General features: G+C 71.8%; 15 protein-coding genes. 2 read left to right on the top strand and 13 right to left on the bottom strand.

Annotation, left to right across the window (positions count from 1 at the left end; translation table 11 throughout):
- Positions 1-174 precede the first annotated feature (174 nt).
- Positions 175-540: a hypothetical protein gene (locus FHS55_RS20520; RefSeq protein ID WP_183191646.1), complete on the top strand. Its 366-nt coding sequence runs from the start codon at positions 175-177 to the stop codon at positions 538-540.
- Between the two features lie 130 nt (positions 541-670).
- On the opposite strand, the gene FHS55_RS20515 is transcribed toward FHS55_RS20520, so the two are convergent.
- The 6 genes from FHS55_RS20515 to FHS55_RS20490 form a co-directional block, all read right to left on the bottom strand.
- On the bottom strand, positions 671-1714 hold the full coding sequence (locus FHS55_RS20515) for an ABC transporter transmembrane domain-containing protein (protein ID WP_246340335.1): 1044 nt from the start codon (positions 1712-1714) through the stop codon (positions 671-673).
- Positions 1715-1740: 26 nt separating this feature from the next.
- Positions 1741-3318, bottom strand: coding sequence for a TolC family protein (locus FHS55_RS20510; protein WP_246340333.1), 1578 nt, complete (start codon positions 3316-3318; stop codon positions 1741-1743).
- Positions 3315-5231 carry an FUSC family protein gene (locus FHS55_RS20505; protein ID WP_183191645.1) on the bottom strand — a complete coding sequence of 639 codons (1917 nt, stop codon included), beginning with the start codon at positions 5229-5231 and terminating at the stop codon, positions 3315-3317. Before FHS55_RS20505 ends, FHS55_RS20510 begins: the two co-directional genes overlap by 4 nt.
- A complete protein-coding gene (gene mdtN, locus FHS55_RS20500) occupies positions 5215-6294 on the bottom strand; it encodes a multidrug transporter subunit MdtN (RefSeq protein WP_246340332.1) in 1080 nt (359 codons plus the stop codon). Before mdtN ends, FHS55_RS20505 begins: the two co-directional genes overlap by 17 nt.
- A 3-nt stretch (positions 6295-6297) precedes the next feature.
- Complete coding sequence (locus tag FHS55_RS20495; RefSeq protein ID WP_183191644.1) at positions 6298-6570, bottom strand: YtcA family lipoprotein; 273 nt, start codon at positions 6568-6570, stop codon at positions 6298-6300.
- A 332-nt stretch (positions 6571-6902) separates the two neighbouring features.
- Positions 6903-8018, bottom strand: coding sequence for a linear amide C-N hydrolase (locus FHS55_RS20490; protein ID WP_183191643.1), 1116 nt, complete (start codon positions 8016-8018; stop codon positions 6903-6905).
- A gap of 812 nt (positions 8019-8830) precedes the next feature.
- On the opposite strand from FHS55_RS20490, the gene FHS55_RS20485 reads away from it, so the two are divergent.
- Complete coding sequence (locus tag FHS55_RS20485; protein WP_183191678.1) at positions 8831-9508, top strand: hypothetical protein; 678 nt, start codon at positions 8831-8833, stop codon at positions 9506-9508.
- Positions 9509-9512: 4 nt separating this feature from the next.
- Here the strand turns inward: FHS55_RS20485 and FHS55_RS20480 are convergent, their stop codons facing one another.
- The 7 genes from FHS55_RS20480 to tsaE all read right to left on the bottom strand — a co-directional run bounded on the left by FHS55_RS20480 (position 9513) and on the right by tsaE (position 21581).
- On the bottom strand, positions 9513-11468 hold the full coding sequence (locus tag FHS55_RS20480) for a c-type cytochrome (protein WP_246340330.1): 1956 nt from the start codon (positions 11466-11468) through the stop codon (positions 9513-9515).
- A 146-nt stretch (positions 11469-11614) separates the two neighbouring features.
- Positions 11615-12121 (bottom strand): DUF1993 domain-containing protein, encoded by a 507-nt coding sequence (locus FHS55_RS20475; RefSeq protein ID WP_183191642.1) that lies wholly within the window; start codon positions 12119-12121, stop codon positions 11615-11617.
- A 107-nt stretch (positions 12122-12228) separates the two neighbouring features.
- Positions 12229-12549, bottom strand: a complete 321-nt coding sequence (trxA, locus tag FHS55_RS20470; RefSeq protein ID WP_183191641.1) for a thioredoxin — start codon at positions 12547-12549, stop codon at positions 12229-12231.
- A gap of 96 nt (positions 12550-12645) precedes the next feature.
- The gene (gene addA / locus FHS55_RS20465; protein WP_183191640.1) at positions 12646-16095 is read right to left on the bottom strand and encodes a double-strand break repair helicase AddA; all 3450 of its coding nucleotides are present in this window, start codon (positions 16093-16095) and stop codon (positions 12646-12648) included.
- Positions 16092-19151, bottom strand: a complete 3060-nt coding sequence (gene addB, locus FHS55_RS20460; protein WP_183191639.1) for a double-strand break repair protein AddB — start codon at positions 19149-19151, stop codon at positions 16092-16094. Before addB ends, addA begins: the two co-directional genes overlap by 4 nt.
- Positions 19152-19191: 40 nt before the next feature.
- Positions 19192-19911 carry a nucleotidyltransferase family protein gene (locus tag FHS55_RS20455; protein WP_183191638.1) on the bottom strand — a complete coding sequence of 240 codons (720 nt, stop codon included), beginning with the start codon at positions 19909-19911 and terminating at the stop codon, positions 19192-19194.
- A complete protein-coding gene (tsaE, locus tag FHS55_RS20450; protein ID WP_183191637.1) occupies positions 19908-21581 on the bottom strand; it encodes a tRNA (adenosine(37)-N6)-threonylcarbamoyltransferase complex ATPase subunit type 1 TsaE in 1674 nt (557 codons plus the stop codon). The genes FHS55_RS20455 and tsaE overlap by 4 nt, the downstream gene beginning before the upstream one ends.
- Positions 21582-21583 lie beyond the last annotated feature (2 nt).

The raw sequence follows: 21583 nt of genomic DNA, 5'->3' as shown, positions 1-21583 counted from the left end.
GAAGGTGCCACCCGATGGGAGATCCGGTGGCAAAACTGAGGCCTGCTGGTTAACAGGCGATAAACGGCGCGCTCACCGCGCGTTCAACGCCAGCCGGGCACTCTCGTCGCCATGGCTCCTGCCCGCTGCCGCGATCGCGGCGGATGCGACCGGCAGGGCGAATGGGAGGTGCACATGAACAGACGCGGGTTCATCCTCAGTCTCGCGGGCCTGGCAGGCGCGAGCCTCGCCGGCGTGGGGCTGGTTTCCTCAAGTGCCGCAGCGACACCGCTCGGCCGGCTCGATTCCGGCCTGCCGGAAGGCGGGCTCCGGGACATGCCAGCGGCAACCCCGGACGGCACGCCGTTGGAGGCGGCGCAATGGGGACCTCCCCCGGGTCCGCCCCCGCATGGCGGCTGGGGACCGCCGCCCGGCCCGCCTCCGCGCGGTGGCTGGGGGCCGCCGCCGAGCTATCGTCGCGGCCGACGCCGGCGGGTATGCGGCTGGCGCCGCGACAACTGGGGGCGGCCGGTCCGTCGCTGCTGGTATGTCTGGCGCTGAGTCCGTCCCGAGCGTTCTCGATTCAGCGGCATTCCGGGCGGCGTGAAGAGACGCGCGGCAACGTATTGGAGGTTCCAGTATACCAATACGGCGCGGCCTGCGGGCCGCGCCGGGCCGATGCGATGGGCTCTCAGCCCTCGTGGTTGCCGTCGATGGCGCCGATCGCCGCGGCGCTGCGCAGCAGGGCATATTTCACCTGCGCGGCGCGCATGTCGCGATACCAGGTGACCAGCTCGCTCCAGGGATCGTTCACCTTGGACAGCGCCGAGAGAAAGGCGACGACCGTGCCGATCTCGGTCTGGCCGGTGACGACGAAATAGCCGCCGAGCGCGAGAATGGTGGCGACTCCGCCATGGGTCATCAGGTTCATCATCACGTTCATGATGTATTTCAGCCAGTAGATGCTCATGTTGGTGGCGAAGACCGCGTGGATCTTGCCGCGCTGGCTGCCATCGGGGTCGCGCGCTCCGCGAGCATCGACGATGCCGGTGCTCAGGCCGCGATAGAGCGTCACCCGCGTGCTGATGCGCCGGTTGATCGCCTCCTGCATGATGGGCACGAATATCAGCTGCGGCACGAAAACGCCGGCGATCACCAGCGCCATCACCGGCTGAAGGTAGAGCAGGTAGATCGTCACCACCACGAACACGCCGGCCTGCAGCACCGGCTCGCTGATGCTCTCGCCGACGAAGCTGCCCACCGGGTCGGCCTCGTCGAGCACGATGGAGAGCTGGATGCCCTCGGTGGCGGCCGGCACCGTGCGCAGGCCGTCGGCGTCGGCCACGGCGAACACCGCCTCGCGCAGCCACAGCACCGCCCGCTCGCCGAGCCAGTTGCGGTACATGTTGAGCGCCAGCTTGAGCAGCCCCTCGGTCACCGTCACCGCCAGATAGGCGCCGACCAATACGAGGATGGGCTGCAGCATGCCGCCCTGGATGGTGTCGTTGACGATGCGGCGCTGGATCTCGATCGGCGCGATCTCGATCATAAGCACGAAGGCGGACAGCCCGATGAGGGCGATCTGATGCCAGCCGCTGACGTGCCAGACGAATCGAAACAAGCTGCGCGGCACGGTATTCTCCGGCGGGGCCCGCGCGTCGGAGAATACCGTGCCGCGCGGGGCAACCGCGCCACCATGCGCCACCGCCACCCGCGCGTCGATGACGGCGATCAAGCCGCGGGTGCGGTCTTCACCCCGCGTCAGGGAACCGCGTCGCGCGAGGTCATGGCGCCGACCACGAAGGCGAGGTTGGCGGCGCCGACGAGAGCGGCGGCGTGGGCGTCGGCCTGCGCCTGGCGCGCGTCGAGCAGGCCCGAATCGGCCGCCGTCGCCACCGTCACCGTGCCCACGCCGTTTTTGTAGGCCTCCAGCGCGGCATCATAGGTGGTGCTCGCCGCGCTCGTCAGCGCTGTGGCGGCGCGGTAGGATTCCAGGGCGGTGCGCAGGGCGTTGTTGGCGGCGACGATCTCCGTCACGGCGGCGGTCTGGGTGCGGTGGAACGTGCCTTCCGCCGCGGCGGCGCGCGATTGCGCCTGCTTCAGTTCGGCCGCCCGCAGGCCGGCATCGTAGAGCGGCACGGTGGCGCCGATCAGCACGCCCGAGCCCGTCGCCTGCTGGCCGATGCCGGGCAGGCCGTTGGCGTTGAAACTGCCCTGTCCGGTGGCGACCGCGCCGGCGACGAACACCTTGGGCAGATAGGCGGCTTCCGCTGCCTTGATGCCCGAGCGGGTGGCGGCGAGCGCGGAATAGCTGGCGATCACGTCCGGCCGCTGCGCCAGAGCGAGCGTGATCATCTGGTCGAGCGGCACCTTCACCGCGTCGGGCAGGCGGCGCTCGCCGGCGTCGGCGACATGGATGGGCAGCGTCGCGTTCACGCCCATGGAAGCGAGCAGCACCTGATAGGTGTCGCGCTCCTGTCCCTCGGCCTGCACGCGCCGCAGTTCCGACTGCGCCACCTGCTGGCGGGCCTGCGCCACCTCCACCGTGGTGGCGAGCCCCTTGGCCAGCCGTTCCTCGGCGGCATCGCGGATGGCCATGCTGTTGCGCAGCGTCTGCCGGGCGATCTTCGTGCGGGTGACGGCGGCGCTGTAGAGATAATAGGAGCGGGTGACGTCGAAGATCAGCTTCTGGTGCTCGCCGTTGAACAGCACATTGGCGGCGATCGCGCCCTGCTTGGCGGCATCGGCGACCGCGCTGCGCTGGCCGAAATCGAAGATCAGCCATTGCAGCGCGATGGAGGGCGACACGCCCTCGGCCGTGGTGTCGAAATAGCGCTGCGTGCCCACCGGGACCGGTAGCGGCGAACTCACGGATTGGTAGCCGCCGACCACATTGGCGGTGATGAGCGGCAGGTAGGTCGCCTCCACCATGCCCACCGCCAGCGCCGCCTCGCGCGCCCGCTGCCAGGCGACGCGCGTCGCCGGGTTGTTGCGCTGGGCGAGGTCGATCAGCTCCGGCAGGCGGTAGCTGTGCCGGGGATCGACCTCCACCGCCTGCGGCAGCTCGGCGAGCTTTGGATTGGCCGGCACGCTGAAATCGGCCACCGGCGCCGGGCCGCCGGTCGCGTTCGCCGCGGGCGCGGGCGCCGGTTGTTGGGCGCTCCACAGCCCGTCCTCATGGCCGGTCGGCTTCCACGGCCGATCGGCGGCGGGCGCGGCCATGTTGGCGGCGTTGGGCGCGCAGCCGGCGAGCAGGCTCGCGCCGAGGAGGGCGGCGGCAAGACGCGCCGTCCATCGCGTGCCGCGCTCCGTCATGTCGCCAGCCCGCCATTCCATCATGCGCGCCCCGCCACGGTGAGACGGAGGCGGGCGAGCCGCTGGTCGATGGCGGCGGGGAGGGCGTCCTGCGCCGTTTCGTCCCGCGCCCTCGCGTCCCCCGTCGAGCCGTCTGCCGGGGCGGCGATCGCCCGGGCGATCGCACCGAGCCGCGCGGTGAAGGGGGAAAGGTCGTCCGGGCTTAGATAGATGTCGCGATTGAGGGTGGAAATCTCCGCCCGCGCTGCCTCCAGAGCCTCCACGGTTTTCATCGAGGGCCGGATGCTGGCCGGCTCGAAGGCCACCAGTTCCAGCATGTCGCGCGTCTGGGCGAGGTGTTCGGCCGCGGCCGCCGCGTCGCCGATGGCTCCGGCGCGCCGCTCCGGCGGCAGGCCCGCGAGGCGCGCCAGGCCCGCCAGCGCCGCCGCCAGATGCTCGCGCGCGGCGCGCTCGATCGACACGACCCATACCCGCGTGAAGATGAGGTAGATGACCACATTGCCGAGCAGGATGCCGACGATGCGGTCGCGCGCGGTATCGAGGTCGAGGCTGGGGCCGAAGCCCTGCACCACGGTGAGCAGGAAGGCGAGGCCGATCTGCACGCCGCCATAGGCGATGCGCTCGCTGCCGGTGGAGACCCAGGCGGCGAGGAGGATGCCGGCGAAGATCAGCACCATCAGCCCGCCGACCGATTCCAGATGCGGGACGACGAACAGGATCGAGGCGACGCCCAGCGTCGCGCCGATCAGGCAGCCGACAATGCGCAGGCCCAGCTTGTGCACCGTCTCGCCGGTTGTTCCCAGCGCGGCAACGTAGCAGGTGATCAGCGCGGTGTGGATGCCCTGCCAGTTCAGGCCGGTATAGACGACGTAGCAGATGATGGCCGCGGCCGTCGTCTTCAGAGCGAAGCGCTGGTAGTCGGGATTGCGGAACGCGTCGGGCCTGAGAAAAGGCGGCTTGGGGGCCGGGGTGACGTCGCCTTCCGGCCCGCCGGCAATGATGGCCAGCGCCTCCCACACCGCGCGCTCGGCGCGGTCCGCCTCCGGGGGCGGCGGGGCTGGCGCGGGCGGCGCCTGCCCGACATCCAGTGCCGCGATCATCCGCTCGATATGGCCGACCAGCGCGGCGCGGCGGCCGGCATCGAGATCGTCCGGCAGGCCGGAGGCGGTCAGCATCAGGCGGTAGCCGGCCCGCACGTCGCGCGCCAGCTGGCCGGCGGCGGCGGACGAGACCATGTGAAAGAGGCGGATCAGGCCGGCGCGCTTTTCCGCCTCGCCATTGCCCTCGCCGAGCCGGGCTTCGAGATCGGGATCGGCGGCCGGCGCGCCGCCGGCAATGGCGCGGGCGCTCGCCTCCAGCCGCTCGCGCAGCGTGGCGCGGGCGAGGCGCACCGGCGAGATGCCCAGCACGATGTTGAACAGGGCCATCATCGCCATGGGTAGCGTGACCAGGTACCACGCATAGCGCAGGCCCAGCGTCGCCGCGTCGGCGACCGGCACCACGTTCACCAGCGCCAGCGCATAGGCGATGATCAGCGCGATGACGCCGCCGATTTCGCCCAGCTGGGTGGCCGCGCCGATGAAGAGGAAGACGAACGACACCACCGCGATGGTGATGAGCCGGAGCGGCGGGGAATCGACGGTGAGGTTCACCAAGAGCACGACGAAGGCGACCACCAGCGACACCAGCACGATGAGCGCGACCGCCGTGCCGACATTCTGCGCCGCATCCGGCTTCATCAGGAAGATGACGAGGTAGCAGCTGATCGCCGCTTCCGGGATCTGGTAGAGCATGGCCACGCCCACCACCAGCGCGCAGAGCAGGGCGATGCGCCAGGTCAGCGCGGCGCGGCCGGGAAAGGGCGCGAGATCGCGCCGCACCCGGGCGAACAGGGAGGGCGCGGCCACCGCGGCCCGGGCGTCAGCAGCGGTCGCCATGGTGCACGATCGCAACGGCGGATGCGCCGATCCGCGTCAGGTTCTCGGGGGGATCGATGAGCCGGATGCGCACCGGGAAGCGCTGGGCGATCCGCACCCAGTTCAGCGATTTCGGCAGATAGGGCAGGTTGCGTGGCAGGTTGACGAGGTCTTCCGAGATGACGCCCCAGCCGATGCCTTCCACGCGTCCGGCGATCGGCACCGCGCGGTTGGCGAGCGCGTAGACGCGGGCGCAGTCGCCCACCTCAATCGTCTCCAGCTCGGTCTCGCGGAAGGAGGCGGAGGCGTACCAGTGCTCGGTGTCGATCAGCGTGAACACCGATTGGCCGGGGGCGACGATCTCGCCGGTGGAGATGGTGAGCCCGACGACGCGCCCGTCATGGGGGGAGCGCACCTGCGTGTTGGCGAGGTTGCGCTCGGCGAGCGCCAGCGCGGCGCGGCGGGCCTCGACCAGCGCCTGCGCGCCCTCCAGCGTGCTGACGAGGCTGTCGGCGGCCGCAGCCTGCTTGATCGCCTGGGTGAGGCTGACCCGCGCATCGTCCCGCGCCGTGCGCGCGTCGTCCACCTGCTGCGCGGTGACATAGCCTTTGGGCAGGAGCGGGGTAAGCCGCGCCAGGGTCTGCTCGGCCAGCGCGAGGTTGGTGCGGGCGCGCGCGATCTGCTCGGCGGCGATGGCGGCGTTGGATTGCTCGGCGCTGATGGTGCGGCGCTGCGTGTCGAGCGCCGCCATGGCGATGGCGAGGTCCGCCCGCGTCTGCTCGACGGTGAGCCGGTAGGGCTCGGGATCGAGCGCGAAGAGCAGGTCGCCCTTCGCCACTTTCTGGTTCTCCTCCACCGCGATGGCGACGATCTGGCCCGGCACGGTGGCGGCGATATTGACGATGTTGGCGGTGAGGACGGCGTCCTCCGACAGCGGGCTGAGCGCGGACTGGCGGAAATAGAGCCAGCCGGCGCCGATCGCCGCCACGATGATCAGCGCTCCGAGCGTGGAGCCGACGAGGCTGCGGCGATGGGAATAGGCCGAGGGCGCCGGTCGTTCACCCGCCATTTGCTCGCTCGCCATGGTTCACCGCCCATACAGGGTGAGCGCCAGGGCGAAGCCGATGGCCGCCGCCAGGCACACATAGACCAGCAGGCGCCAGGGCAGGAGATCGTCGAGGCCGAGGCGGATGAACAGCGCGCGCAGCACCACCGCGCCGATGACGCCGGCGGTGAGGCAGATCAGCCAGAAGGGGAAATAGGCGCCGAACAGCGGAAGCGAGGGACTGAGCGGGGCGGAGCATCCGCTCACACCGAATGCTACGGGCGCGGAAAGGCCGATGATGCGCCGAAGCTCCATGCCGCCTTCCACCCCCTCGTCCACCCCACGCTGACGCTCACAATTAACAGGCGAGCCCGGCCAATCCAACCCGGGCGGGACCGATCAATTCCGCTTTATCCTCTATAACTTATGGAGCGCCCGCCTGCCGGCTCTCCCGCATCGCCGGCAGAGCGCCGATCCTCAGGCCGCCGCGCCGGCAAGGAGACCGGCATTCGACGCATCCATCCACGTCGCCTCCGGCGCGCGCGGCACATGGGCGAGACGGCAGCGAGCCCGCCGGCGATGCCGCGGGGAAGGTTCACCTATGACGATGTGCCGGGCGAGATCCTCCGGGCCTGTCGCGCTGTCCTTCAGGCCGCCATCGCGTTGATCAGGGCCGCCGTCGCATCGGTGGCGGTGCCGTCGATGCGGTGGAAGGGCAGCACACGCGGCTCGCCGGTTGCGGCGAGAGCGTTGAGATCGAAGCGCGTGTAGTTGAGGCTGCCATAGCCGCGCAGGAAGAACAGCTTGCGGTCGAGGTCGGCGAGGCTGGTCCAGGAGGTGTATTCGGTGGCGTAGGCCTGCCCGCCCGGCTCCTCCAGCCCGGCGACCTCGAGATGCCCGTCGCCCTGTTCGGGATAATCGATGGTGAGGCCGCGCGGCCGGTCGAAATTGTTGAGGATGTGGGCGAGCGCCAGCACGGCGAGATCCGGCGTCGCGGCCTTCTCGGCATATTGCGCGTAGAAGGCGGCGCGAACGAAGCGGCCCACCGAGGTGTTGGAGGCCGGCAGCCCCGCCGTGGCGATGCCGGAATCCGGCTGCACCGCAGCGTAGCGGCCGAAGCTGGCGCTGGATTTGTCGACATTGCCGAGGAAGGTGTAGTTGTCGAGATTGGTGAGGTGCCAGCCGAATGCCGGCCCGTTGGTCATCACCCCCACCGGGTTGTCGATGACGCTCATCACGCCGCGGTTGAACTCGATGACCAGCGCGGCGCCGGAAGCGTCGTGCACCACATAGTGGAAGGGCGCTTCCACGCCGCCGAGGATGGCCAGCGGTTCCACCTGCACCGGCTGGTCGGCCAGCGCGGCCTTGACCTCGTCCACGCTGGCGAACTGGCCGAGCACCCAGCTGCCGAGATCGGAGGCGGCGAGCACGGCGCGGGTGACCTCGGCCGAGCGATGCCCGCCCGCCGCCGCCGGGTAGGAGAGCAGGCTGAACGTCAGTCCCTTATCGTTCAGCCCTTCGAGCACTTTCAGGTCGCCGAGGCCGACCGGCGCCTGCGGCGTCGGCAGCCGGCTCGGCATGGCCACGGCGAGCACGGCATGGCGCGCGCTATAGGCGAGCGCGGGATGGCCTTCGATCTGCGAGGTGGAGGCGAAGCCGGCCGGCAGGAACGCCATCTGGTAGGGCAGTTCCATCGTCAGTTCGAGGGTCCGCCCGAAATAGACCTTTCCGGCCGCGTCGCTGTAGATGAGGGATGTGCACATGCCGGACTGTTCCTGAAAAAGGGTCGTGTTCGTTCATAACTCGGCCGGGGTGCAACGACGAGATGGCGCGCGCGTTACAGCGTTGCACCCTGGACGGCACCTCGTTCACTCTCGCCGAGGCACGCTTCCGAGCACGGCGATGTTAGCCGGCCGGAGGGCCGTGGAACAGTCTCGCCCACGCTCCACGCTCCACGCTCCACGCCCCCCGCTGCGGGCCCGCAGCCTGTCGAGGAGGCCCGGCCATCCCGCACGATCCGTGCGCGCCCACACGCGGCAGGAGGAGAGCGGGTTCGACATTTTCATCCATGTCGACGGGGTGTGCGGGGCTTCATCGCCCCGTTCCGCGCGGCCGATCTGGAACGGCGCTTCCATGTCCCGTGCCGGGAGCGGAAGCGGGAAGGCGGCACCGGCGGCTCTGGGATGCCTGACGCCGCCGACCGGCTGCATCGCCGGCGCCGGTCGTCGTCGGCCTGTTTTCGGGCCTGCCAACTGCACCGCTCGGGTGATTCAGCGCCCGCTCATGCGTCATGGTGTCCGCCGCCACTTCGCCAGCCGGCGGGTCCAGCCATCCCGCGACAGCAGGATTTCCTCATCCGGCATCCGGTGCTACGTCCGACGACGCGCAAGGACGCCGCCGCGTTCAACCACAACGGACCTGCGGGCGGGGAGCGCGATCGGGCCGCGCCCTCGCCAATGACCTGTGGAACGTGATCATGACATCGACCCCTCTGCCCGCGCCGTCGCCGTTTCCCTCGCCGGCTCCCTTGCACCGGGCGGCGGTCCCGCGCCGCGCGCCGCGCGCCTATCTGGCGATGCCGGCCGCGCTGCTTCTCGTCGTTCTCACCGCCACCGCGCCCGTGCGTGCCGAGGGGCCGCTGCCGTGGCCCGACAGCATCGCCGCGCGTCTGGCGGCGCTGGCGCTGATCGAGACGCTGAACGCCGACCTGCTCGCCAATGCCAGCGCGACGCTGACGCTCGACCGCTGGTGCGGCGCGCATAGTCTGGCCGCGCCGCCCACCATCGTCGCCGACCGGGTGACGGGGGCGGACAAGCCGGCGGATGGCGAGATCCGCGCCCGGCTCAAGGTTGGGGCGGAGGAGCCGGTGCGCTACCGGCGGGTGCGGCTGCGCTGCGGCGCGCATGTGCTGTCCGAGGCGGATAACTGGTACGTTCCCGCGCGGTTGACTGCCGAGATGAACCAGCAGCTGGAGACCACCGACACCTCGCTCGGCCGGGTGGTGCGCCCGCTGGATTTCCGCCGCACCACGCTGCAGGCGACCCTGCTGTGGCGCCCGCTGCCCGAGGGCTGGGAGACCGGCGCACCGCTGCCGCCAGCGGGCGCGGACCCGCTGGCCATTCCCGATTTCGTGCTGGAGCATCGCGCCGTGCTGACCTTGCCCGACGGCACGCCCTTCAGCGCGCTGACCGAGAGCTATACGCGCGCCGTGCTCGCTTTTCCGCCGCCGGCGCTGGTGGCACCGGCGCCGTGAGACGTCAGCGGGTGGTCTGCAAGGTCTGGATCACCTGCTGGCCGAAGGCCTGCACGAAGGCGTGCTGCTGCGCTTCCTCCAGCCCTGGGGCGCCCTTCACCACATCGCAATAGGTTGAGATCAGCGCGTTGGCGATGTCGGACAGGCGAGCCTTGGGATCTTTCTTCGCCAGCGCGCTCGCCCAGCCGGCACCCGCCGTGCCGGGCACCGGCAGCGTCGGCGTGCCAATGAGCGTCCCCGCATCGGCAAGCAGCGCCAGCGGCACCCGCTTGCCGTCCGGGGACGGGCAGGTGAGCGGGCCGGCGAGGCTGCGCGGCTCGCGCTGCACCAGCGAGGCGCCGGCCGGCACCGCCCAGATCACCGGGACCGACGGGAAGGGCACGGCGGCAGCGGGCTCGGAGGCATCGGCTGCCGCTTGCAGGGTGAAGCGGCTGAGCTCGGCCAGCTTGTCATAGGTCTCGCCACCGGAGGCCGCCACGACCGGGCAATAGGCGGAGGCAAGCGCATCCACCACTTCGGCGGGCGCGGCGTCGGGCACCGCCGCCTCATAGCTGTCGACCAGCGCCGGGACGTCGCGGTTGCCGCCGGCGATTTCAGCGGTCAGCGCGGCGACCACCTTGGGGTCCGGCCCGCGATTGCCCGGCGCGCCGCCGACTTGAGCGCAATCGAAGGCGGCGGCGGCCTGGGTGCCGTAATCGGGCACCCTCACGCTCTCGCGCCAGGCGGCGACCATGCGCGCGGTGGCGTTGGGCGTGGCGGTGTTGCCCCAGCTGGTGCGCACGTAATTGACGAGATCGGCGAGCTGCGCGTCCGACAGGCGGCCGGCGAAAGAGGGCATGGCGCCGTAGCGCCCGCCCGCCGGCAGGCCCTGCAGGGCGACGGTGATGACATTATAGGGCTCGGCCGCGATCACCGCCGGGTTGCCGGCGAGCGGGGGGATCGAGCCCTCGAGACCCGTGCCCTGCGGCTGGTGGCAGGCGGCGCAATTGTCGACATAGAGCTTGGCCGCGCGGGCATGTACCATGGGGGGCAGGGGCGAGCCCTTCTGTGGTGCCGGGGCGTCCGGCGGGGGCGGGCTGTCGAGCAGATAGGTCGCCATGGCAGCGAGGTCGGCGTCGGTGAGATAGCTCAGGCTGTCATGGATCACCTCGGCCATCGGCCCGAATACCGAGGTCTTCTGCGGCGCCGAGCCGGTCTTGAGGAACTGGACCAGCGTGTCCTTCTGCCACATCCGGGCCAGCGCACCGGAGGCGATGTCGGGGGCGTAGAAGCCGTCGATCTCCGAACCGGTGAAGGCGGCCTTGCCCTTGATCGCGCCCATGATGTTGCGCGGGCTGTGGCAGTCCGAGCAATGGCCGAGCGCCTCCACCAGATAGGCGCCGCGGTTCCATTCCTCGCTGCGGCCCGGCGTCGGCACGAAGCTGGCCGGACGGAAGAACAGTTCGCGCCACGCGAGCATGCCGAGGCGGATGTCGAAGGGAAAGGCGAGGCCGTTCTCGGGATTGGGCTGGTTCACGGCCGGAAGGCGCCGGACATAGGCCCACAACGCCCGAAGGTCGTCCTCGACGATGCCGGTATAGGCGTCGAACGGCATGGCCGGGTAGAGATAGGCGCCGTCCTTGCGGATGCCGTCATGCAGCGCGCGCCGGAAGTCGTCATAGCTCCACGACCCAATGCCGGTCTCGGGATCCGAGGTGATGTTGACCGAGTAGAGCGTGCCGAACGGGGTGTTGAGCCCGAGCCCGCCCGCATAGGGCTTGCCGCCGGGGGCGGTGTGGCAGGGCATGCAGTCGGCGGCGCGGGCGAGATATTCGCCGCGCGCCACCAGCGCGTCATCCGGGAATGCGGGCACCGACACCTGTGCAGGCGTCTGTGCCGAGGCGGCGGGAGCGCCAAAGCTCCCGAGCGCCGTCGCCAGCCCCAGCAGCATCCCGATGCGCGTTGTCGTCCGTGCGGTCATGGCTCGCCCCCCAGCGTTACCGTCCCTGATGGAACGATTCCACGAAAGGGCGATGGCCGCCACCCCGAAGACGGCTGACGGGGCGTTACACCCTTTCAATAGCCGTCTTCGAGCGCGTGCAGGGGAGCGGAGCCCGTCGAACGGGGTCAGAACGTGCCGAGATAATCCACCTTGCCCACCTGCACGCCCTTGTGGCGCAGGATGTCGTAGGCGGTGACGACATGGAAGAAGAAGTTCGGCAGGGCGAAGTTCAGCACATAGCCGGTGCCCACGAAGTGCCGTTCGCCACCGCGCGCGGCCACGACGATGGCGCGCGTCTCGCTGCCCTCGAAGGCCATGGGATCAACGCCGGCGAGATAGTGGAGCGTACCGGCGATGCGCGCGTGGAGATCGGCGAAGCTCACCTCATCATCGGCGAAGCTCGGTCCAGCTGTGCCGGTGAGGCGGGCGGCGGCGAACTTGGCGGTGTCGCTCGCCCGCTGGATCTGGCCGGTCAGCGGCAGCATGTCGGGCGCGAGTCGTCCGCCCGTCAGCTCGGCGGGGTCGAGGCCGTGGGCGGCGGTAAATTCCTCGCCCTTGGTCAGGATGGCGTCGAGATTGGCGAGCGCCCGCTGGAACACGGGGATCGTGGTGTCATAGAGGGAGAGCGGCATGGGTTTTCCTCGCGGGGCCGCGCAGGCGACCCGGGGTTTCGCGGCATGAAAAAACCCCGGAGCGGGAAGCCGTTCCGGGGTCTTGGGTCAGCGGGACGCGGGCGCGATCAGATCGCGCTGTTGATCCACTGCAGCATCTTGGCCTTCGGCGCGGCGCCGACCTGGCGGGAGGCCAGCTGGCCATCCTTGAACAGCAGCAGCGTCGGAATCGACATGATGCCGTATTTGGAGGCGGTGGCCGGGTTCTCGTCGACGTTGAGCTTGACGATCTTCAGCTTTTCGCCGAGCTCGCCCGCCACCTCGTCGAGAACCGGAGCGACCATGCGGCAGGGGCCGCACCACTCGGCCCAGAAATCCACCAGCACGGGGCCGGAAGACTTGATTACGTCGGACTCGAAGCTCTGATCCGACACCTTTTCGACGCCCATTGGGACACCTCAAAATTCAGCGGCTCCCGAATCCCGGGAGCCCTAGGGAAGTTGAGTGCAAAGTAGGTAGCCGCCCCCACCGGCGTCAAGGCGCCGTCACACTGACGTGACGCCGTCCACCGGCGGTTCCAGGTCGTGCGCCAGCGCGCCGGCGTCCAGTGGAAGGACGCGCGGGCCTGCGGTGTAGACGAGCAGGGCCCGTATCTCCCGGTCCGGGTATAGCCGGCCGAGCAGCCGCGCGTAGAGCGCCACCTGCCGGAGATGCGCGGCGGGCAGGTCTGCCACGCGTGCGGGGACGTGCCGGTCGGTCTTGAAGTCGGCCAGCGTGATGCGCGCGCCCTCCACCACCAGCCGGTCGATCCGCCCGTTCACCGCCGTGCCGTCCTCCAGCCCGCCGAGGATCGGCACCTCGGCGAGGCTGCCGGGCCCGAACAGGGGCGCGAGTTCCGGCAGGGCCAGCGCGGCCAGCGCCTCCGCGAGCAGTTCCTCGCTCTCGCTCGCCGGTCCGTCGAAGGCGCCCGCCAGCAGCCGGCGGCCGGGTTCGGCACGGTTTTCGGGGCTGAGGGCGGCGAGGCCCGCCATCAGCCGGTGAAGCAGCTCGCCGCGCCGCCGCGCCAGCGCCGCCGCGCCTTCCGGCGCGGGATCCAGCAGCCCCCCGGCCGAGGGGCGCAGCGTGCGGCGGGGGGCCTCGGTCGGCAGCGGCCGGCGCAGTGCGCGGGCGAGGGCGATTTCCGCCTCCGGCGTGGATGCGTCGGGCACAGGCGCCGTATCGGACGGTGCCTCCTCGGTCGGCACGGCGGATGGCCCGCCGATGCGCCAGAGCTTCACCGTGCCGGCAAAGCCGGTCGCCGGCACGTCGATCGCGTCCGGGGCGAGCGCGCCGTGGACGAGGTCGTACCAGCAATCGGCCGGGCGCTTGCGCGTGCCTTCCGCGCCGCACAGCACCAGCGCGGTCTCGGCGCGGGTGAGGGCAACGTAGAGCAGGCGGCGATACTCGTCCTGCTGCGCGGCGTCACCCCGCGCGCGGGCCTGCGCCATGGCCGGCGTATCGGTCTTCTTGGAGGGCGCGTGCAGCAGCAGGTGGGCGCCCGGCCGTTGCGCCCGCGCGCTTTCCACCTTGAGCAGGCCGGCACTGCGGCGGGTCATCGGCCCGGACGTCGTGTCCGCGAGGATGACATAGGGCGCTTCCAGCCCCTTGGCGCCGTGCACGGTCATCACCCGCACCTCGTCGCGCCCGGCCTCCATGTCGCGCTTGGCCTCGGCGCCCCCGCGCCGCAGGAAGGCGAGGAAGCCCGACAGCGAGGGCGCCTCGATATTCTCATAGGCGCGCGCCAGCGCCAGCATCTCGTCCAGCGCGTCCGCCGCCTCCGGGCCGAGCCGGGCCAGCATGGCGGCGCGGCCGCGTTCGCGCCCTAGCACGCGGGCGTAGAAGTCGAACGGCCGCAGCCGCTGCGCCTCCACGCGCAGACGCGCCAGCCGCGCGGCCGCGTCGGCCCATCGGCGGTTCTCCCCGGCGCGGGCGATGAGCGCGTCCTCCAGCAGGCCCTCGCGGCGGGGCGCGAGCTTCATCAGGTCGTCGTCGTCGAAGCCGAAGAGCGGGCTTTTGAGCGCGCAGGCCAGCGCCAGCTCGTCGTCGCGCGCCAGCACGGCATCGCCCAGCGCCATCAGGTCCATGACGGCGATATGCTCGGCCACGACCAGCCGGTCGGCGCCGGCCACCGCGACGCCGGCCTGCTTCAATTCGCGGATGATCGCCTCGAACAGCGAATCGCGCCGGCGCACCAGAATGAGAAAGTCGCCGGGCCGCGCCGGCCGGGTGCCGTGCCGGCCGGTGACGGGGAAGCGCTGGGCGATGCGGGCGGCGATATGGCCGGCAATGTTGCGCGCCAGCCGCCCCTTGGGATCGTCGGTGGCCGGCGCGTCGACCGGGCGCTGCCAGGCGTCGACATCGACCCGCTCGCTCGGCACTTCCGGCTCCCACAGCTCCACCCGCGCCGGCAGGGCGCCGTGGATCGCCTCGTGCACCGGCGGCTCGGCCAGCGCGGAAAGGCCGGCATAGGCGCTCTCATCGGCGAACACCGTGTCCACCGCACCAAGGATGCCCGGCGCCGAGCGGAAGGAGTGGCGCAGCCGGATATGGGCGAAGCGCTCGCCGGCCGCCGCCTCGAATTCCCGCCGTACCGTGTCGAAGCGGCGCGGATCGGCGCCCTGGAAGGAGAAGATCGACTGCTTCTCGTCGCCCACCACGAAGAGCGAGCGGGCGATGCCCTGCGGCGCGGGGCGCGCGCCCTCGCCGGAAAAGAACTCGGCCACCAGCGGGCGGATCACCTCCCACTGCTCGGGGCTGGTGTCCTGCGCCTCGTCGAGCAGCACATGATCGATGCCCTGATCGAGCTTGTACTGCACCCAGGCGGAGGCGCCGGAGGCCAGCAGGCGGCGGGCGGCGTCGATCAGGTCGGTGAAGTCGAGCACGCCGCGCACGGCCTTGGCGTGCTCATAGCGCCGCGCCGCCTCGCGCCCCAGCGTGAGCACGGCGCGGCTGCGCTCAAAGGCGCGGGCGGCGATGAGGCGCTTGGCGAGAGGGGCGATGCGGTCGCGTTCCGTGAGCAGTTCCGCGAACTTGGCGCGCACCGCGGCGGCGCCGAACTGGCCGTCGCCATAGGGCTCGCCGTCTTCCTTCAGGAATACGTTGGCATAGGCGTCGGCCACCGCCTCGGCCGGCGCCTGGGCGGCGGCACTGAGCGCATGGCCGCGCCGGGCCGCATTGCCGCCGGCGGCGATGAGCGCCGCGGCTAGGCCGATCCACGCCCCGCGCGCAATCACCGCCTCCTCGACGATGCGGCGCTCCACCTCGCGGGAGGCGAGCGGCGCCTCCAGCCCGACGGCGGTGGCAAGCTCGGCGTCGCTGGCCTCCAGCGCCGCCGGATCGGCGACCAGCTGGGCGATCAGCTGGTCGATGCCGTCATCGGAGGTTTCGCCGACGATGAGCGCCAGCGCCTGCCCGAGCGGGCTTTCCGGGTGGCCGGCGCCTTCCAGCACCACCTCGCTGCGCAGCCGCGCCAGCAGCTCCAGCCGCGCCGCCTCCTCCAGTTCGCCAAAGCCGGCGGGCACCCCGGCCTCGAACGGGAAGGCATGCAGCAGGGCGCCGCAGAAGGCGTGGATGGTCTGGATCTTCAGCCCGCCCGGCGTCTCCAGCGCCTGCGCGAACAGGCGGCGTGCGCGGGCCCGCCGTTCGGGATCCGCGCCACCGCCATCGGTCTCGATGATGCGGCGATCCAGTGCGTCGTCGTCGAGCGTCACCCAGCCGCGCAGCGTATCGAGCACGCGGTTGGCCATGTTGGCCGCCGCCGCCTTGGTATAGGTGAGGCACAGGATGCGGCCCGGCGGCACGCCGCGCATCAAAAGGCGGATGACGCGGCGCGCCAGAACATGGGTCTTGCCCGAGCCGGCATTGGCCGAGACCCAGGCGGAGAGATCGGGATCGGAGGCGCGGCTCTGCAGCGCCGTGGCGGCGGCGAGCGCGGCGGGGAGGGTGGGGTCGCTCATTCCTCGCCCTCGCCGCTGGTCGCCCATTCCTTCACCCGGGCGAGATGGTCATAATCGCCGAAACGGCCGCGGAACATCGGCCGCGCCAGCGAGGCATAGCCGCGCGCGGGGTTCTCGAAGGCGGCGACGAGCTGGCCCAGCCGCTCCAGCGTCGCCATGGCGCTGCCCGCCGCGGTGTCGTTCTCGTCCACGGCGCTGGTCTCCTTCAGGCCGGCGGTGGCGAGCTTCACATAGGTGAGCGCCGCCGCCTCTTCCGCCGGCACGTCGCGGAAGCTGCCGGCGGCGGCCATGGCGGCTTCCAGCGGCAGCTGCGGGGAATAGTGGACCTTGGTCTGCCGGGCGGTTGGCACCGCGCCGGTCTTGAAGTCGACGATGGCGAGCCCGCCGTCGCGCAACTGCTCGATGCGGTCGGCGCGGCCGGTGAGGCTGAAGCGCCCGCCCGGCAGCTCAAGCCGGCCATAGACCTCCGCGAAGATGCGCCGCGTGCCGGGCCGGCGCGCCTGTTCCCAGGCGATGACGCGCGGCACCAGCCGCTCGAACCGCGCCCACCACAGCGCGTGGGCGGCCGGGAAGGCCTCCAGCGGAGCGAAGGCGCGGCGGCCATGGGCGAGGAGGGCCGCCTCCGGGTCCGCCGGCAGGCCTTCCGGGAAGGCGAGGGCGAAGGTGCCGAGCGCGGCGTGGATGGCGCTGCCGCGTTCCCCGGCGCCCGGCGCCTCGTCGAGCGCGTCGAGCGGGGCGAGCTTGAGCACATGGCGGGCATAGATCGTGTAGGGGTCGCGCAGCCAGGTCTCGATTTCGGTGACGGACAGCCGTTTCGGCCGCAGGTCGAGCGGCGGGGCGGGCTCGGGCCGCGGCAGGCGCGGCGCCTTCGGCTCGGCGTCGATGCGCGCGGCAAGACGGCGCCAGCGATCGCCGCGCGCCAGCGCCGCCTGCCAGCGCGCGGTGCCGCTCACCGCCGCCAGCCGCTGCAGGAAGCGCGAGGGCACGGTCGGGGCGCCGCCCAGCTTGCGCGCCTGCGACAGGATCAGCTCGGGCGCGCCGCAGCCCTGCGCGAAATCATGGGCGGAGAGGCCGATGCGCCGCTCCGGCGCCTCCAGCCCGAGCGCGGCGCGCATCGGCCGGCTGAGCCAGGGGTCTGTGCGCACCGCCGCCGGCCAGCTCTGCTCGACCAGCCCGGCCAGCACCACGCGATCGACGCTGACGAGGCGCGCCTCCAGCGGGCCGAGGATTCGCAGCCGCGCGTCGGGCACGAGCGGCGGGCGCACAGGCCGGTCGCCCAGCAGCAGCACCAGCGCGCTGGCATAATCGCCCAGCGTCATGGCGGGGGCATCGCGCGCTGCCGCCGCAAGGTCGTCGAAGGCCTGGGCGAGGACGGCGAGCGCGGTCTCGTCCTGCGGCGCGCCGGCGTCCAGCTCGCTCCAGGCGGCCGCGATGGCCCGGCGATGGGCCTCGACCAGTGCGCCAAAGGGATGAACGCCCGTGCCGAGCGCCAGAAGCGGGCCGAGCGCGCCGGCGACGCGGGCGGCGAGGTCCCCGGCCCGCGCCCGTGTGTCCTCGCCGATCCGCGCCCGCGGGTCGCTGGGGTGGTGCTGCGCGGGCGAGAAGGAGGCCACCGCCGCGACCAGCCCCTCCGCGCCCGGCGCCGGGCGCGGTCCGCGCAGCACCATCATTTCCAGCGCGTCGACCGCGGCGGCGAGTTCGGCCCGCTCCAGCCCGAAGCGGGCCAGCGCGTGGCGCAGCAGCGCGGCCAGCGGCAGCGGTGCCAATTCGTCCACGCAGGCATCGGCCACCAGCCGGGCGAAACGGCCCGGCGCGCTTTCGGACAGGGGTTCGCCGGCGGAATCGTCGATGGCGATGTCGAAGCGCAGCAGCTCGGCGGCCACGCGCCGGGCGAGGTCGCGGTCGGGGGTGATGAGGGCGGCGGTGCGCGCCGGCTCTTCCAGCACCTCGCGCAGCGCCACCGCGATGGCGAGCGCCTCCTCGCGCGAATCCTCGGCCTCGATGAGCGTAACCCCGGCCAGCGAGGCATCGATGGCGGGGGTGCCGAGGCGCGCCTCGATGTCGGCCCAGGCCTGTGTGGTGGCGACCGGGCGCAGCGCTTCCGAGAGCAGCCGCTCGCGCCCATGCGCCGCCGGCGGGGCGAGAATCTCCACCTGCGTGCGGGATGCGCGCATGTGGCGGGCGAGCAGCAGCGCGAGGCCATATTGCGGATGGCTCGGCGCGGGGGCGGCCTCGTCGGTCAGCGCCCGCCAGGAGGCCTCGTCCAGATCGGTGTCGAGGCCGGGCAGCACCACGCAGCCGCGCGGCAGATGCGCCACCGCCGCGAGCAGCCGCGCGGTGGCCGGCATGGAGCCGGTCGAGCCGGCTGCGATCACCGGGCCGGCCGCGCCGCCGTTCAGCAGCCGCTCGGCCTCGGCCGCGATCAGCCGGTCGCGGCGGATGCTGGCATCGACCTCGCCCCGTTCGGCGAGATGGGCGGGCCAGGCGGTGCCGGCGATTTTCAGGAAATCGAGCGCCATGTCCCAATAGGCGTCGTGCTCGCCGGGCACCAGCGTGTCGAGCCGCTCCCACGGCACTTCCTGCGCGGCCATCTCGTCGATGAGGTGGGCCAGCGCGTCGGCGAGGCCGATTTCCGCGCCCGGCCCGGCGGCGACCGCGATCCGCCCGTCGCCGTCGCGCAGCTTCGCCCGCCAGGCCTTGACCAGGCCGGCGAGGGCGAGGCGCCGGGTGGTCGGCTTCACCGCGCGCGGGGGATCGGCGAAGCTCTCGGCGAAGGCGAGCGCGTCCTCGTCGACATCGCCGAGCGGCACGATGCGCGGCAGCAGCGTCACCCCGGCCGGCCGGCCCGCGACCTCGACGCGCGCGCGCAGCACCTCCGCCAGCAGGCGGCCGGCGCGCCGGGTCGGCAGGAAGATGGTGGTGGCGGCGAGCGCGAAGGGATCCTCGCGCGGCGCGAAGCCCTCGATCAGCCGCCCCTCCAGCAGCGCATCGGCCAGCACGGGCAGGAAGGGCGCGGAGGCGGGAATGGTGAACAGGCGCGGCGGGCGTGCGGTCATGGCGCCATGTTACACGGTGGGCCGCCGGGCGGCACCGGCTTCAGTCCTTGGAGCGGCGGATGGCGTCCTCGGCCTCGCCGATCGCCTCGGGGGTGCCGACATGCATCCACACCCCTTCCATCCGCATGCCATGGAGCCGGCCAGCCTCGGCGGCGCGGAAGAACAGCCGGTTGAGCGAAAAGGCGCCCTCCGGCGTGTCGCGGAAGATCTCCGCCGTCATCACCGCCGCTCCGGCGAAGACGAAGGGCGCCACCTGCGCTCCCAGGCGCGCCGCCAGCCGGCCATCGCCATCCATGAGGAAATCGCCGCGCCCCTCATAGCCGACGGAGCCGGCGGTGGGCGCGAGCAGCAGGCGCAGGTCCATCCGCGCCGGATCGAAGCCGGCGGCGAGCGCGGCGAGGTTCGGCCGGATGCCCTCGATCCAGAGCGTGTCGGCATTGATCGTGAAGAACGGTCCGGGCCCCAGCCGCGGCAGCGCCCGGCGGATGCCGCCGCCGGTTTCCAGCAACTCGCCACGCTCGTCCGAGAGCACGATGCGCGGCCGCGCGCGGCCGGTGAGATGGCGCTCCAGCACGTCGGCCTGCCAGTGCAGGTTCACCACCACCGTCTCGACCCCGGCTGCCTCCAGGCGGTCCAGCACGTGGTCGATCAGCGGTCGGCCGGCCACCTCCACCATCGGCTTGGGCATGTGGTCGGTGAGGGGGCGCATGCGCTGGCCGAGGCCGGCAGCGAGCACCATCGCGGTTCGGATCGTCGTCATGATGCGGGAGGAGCGTTCGGGGCGTCGTTGGTGTCTGGCGATGTCGCGTCGTCCGGTGCCATGGGCGGCGGCGCGGCGGGGCGCGCGGGCAGCGGCCGGTCGGGCGGGGGCACATGCGCCTCGAACCACGTCCTCAGCGGGGCGAGGTCGGTGAAGGCGAGGCAGCGCTGCAGATAGGTCCAGATGCGCGGAATGTGCCTGAGATAGCCCGGCTTGCCGTCGCGGTAGTTCAGCCGCGCGAAGATGCCGAGGATCTTGGTGGCGCGCTGCGCGCCCATCACCGCGTAGGAAGCGGCGAAGGCGCGCATGTCGAAGGCCGGGTTGGCCTGCCGGCTGGCGCGGATATAGCGCCCGAGCAGCGCCAGTTCCATCTCCTCCGGCACGTCGACCCGTGCGTCCTGCGTCAGCGATGCCACATCATAGGCCGCGGGACCCATCACCGCGTCCTGGAAATCCAGCAGGCCGATCCGCGCCAGCCCCTCGCGGCCCGGCAGCCACATCAGGTTCGGCGAGTGATAGTCGCGCAGCACCCAGACCGGCTTCTGCGCCAGCGATGGCGCCAGCGCGTCCGCCCAGAGCTGCCGGAATGCAGCTCGGCCCTCGGGCGACAGGGGGGGCGCCTCCCGGTGCGGCAGGTACCAGTCGATCAGCAGCTCGACCTCGATCAGCAGCGCGGCGATGTCATAGCGCGGCAGCTGGTAGTCGATCTCGGGGGAGACGGCGAGCCGGTCCGGCAGGTCGAGCCGGTGCAGCGCGGCGAGCACGTCGATGGCGACCTCGTAGCGCTCCATCACCGGCGCCGGCGGCGCCCCCGCTCCGGCCTCCGCGAGCACGCCCTCGTCGCCCAGGTCCTCCATGATCAGCAGGCCGGCGTCAAGGTTCGCGGCATAGATGAGCGGTGCCGAGAGGCCGCGCGCCTTGAGGCCGCGCGCCAGCGCCACGAACGGCTTCACGTCCTCGGCAAGATGGGCGATGGCGCTGTAGGGCCGGCCGTCGCGCACCGGCGGGCCGTCCGGGCGGCGTGGTGCGTTCATCAGCACGGCATTGCGTTGCGTGCCAACCAGCCGCTCATAGGTGCGGGAGGAAGCATCGCCCTGCAGGTGGCGCCGGTGTGCCGGGCCGAAGCCGGCGGAATCGATGAGCGCGCGGATCGTGCGCATGCGCAGCAGCGCGCCCGCAAGCCGGCCATGGCCGGTGAGGCGCACATGCCGGCGGGTTTCCGGCGCCTCGGGCGGAATGGTGACGCCCACCTCCAGCCGGTTCGGCTGTTGCAGCACCTCGCCGGCACGCTCCGGCCATTCCACCAGCGTTACCGCACTGTCGGTCAGGTCGTACCAGCCGAGTTCCTCCAGCTCGGAGGAATCCCCCAGGCGATACAGGTCGGCATGGACCACGTTGTGGCGGGGCAGTTCGTAGCTTTGCAGCAGGGTGAAGGTCGGGCTCGGCACATCGAGGTCCGGGTCCTGCGCCAGCTCGCGGATGATGGCGCGGGCCAGGGTCGACTTGCCGGCGCCGAGATCGCCGGTGAGCGCGACCAGATCGCCGGACTGCAGCATGGCGGCAAGGTCCATGGCCAGCCGGCCGGCAGCCATCTCGTCGGGGAGCACGACATCCCACCGCGTCACCTGCGGCATCGGGACGGCGGCTGTGCTGCGCGGTGCGTCGACCATCG

It is taken from the genome of Ancylobacter tetraedralis (assembly GCF_014195655.1).
Lineage (GTDB): Bacteria > Pseudomonadota > Alphaproteobacteria > Rhizobiales > Xanthobacteraceae > Ancylobacter > Ancylobacter tetraedralis.
Note: the sequence above shows the minus strand (reverse complement) of the source record. Positions and strands in the feature narration are given on the sequence as shown.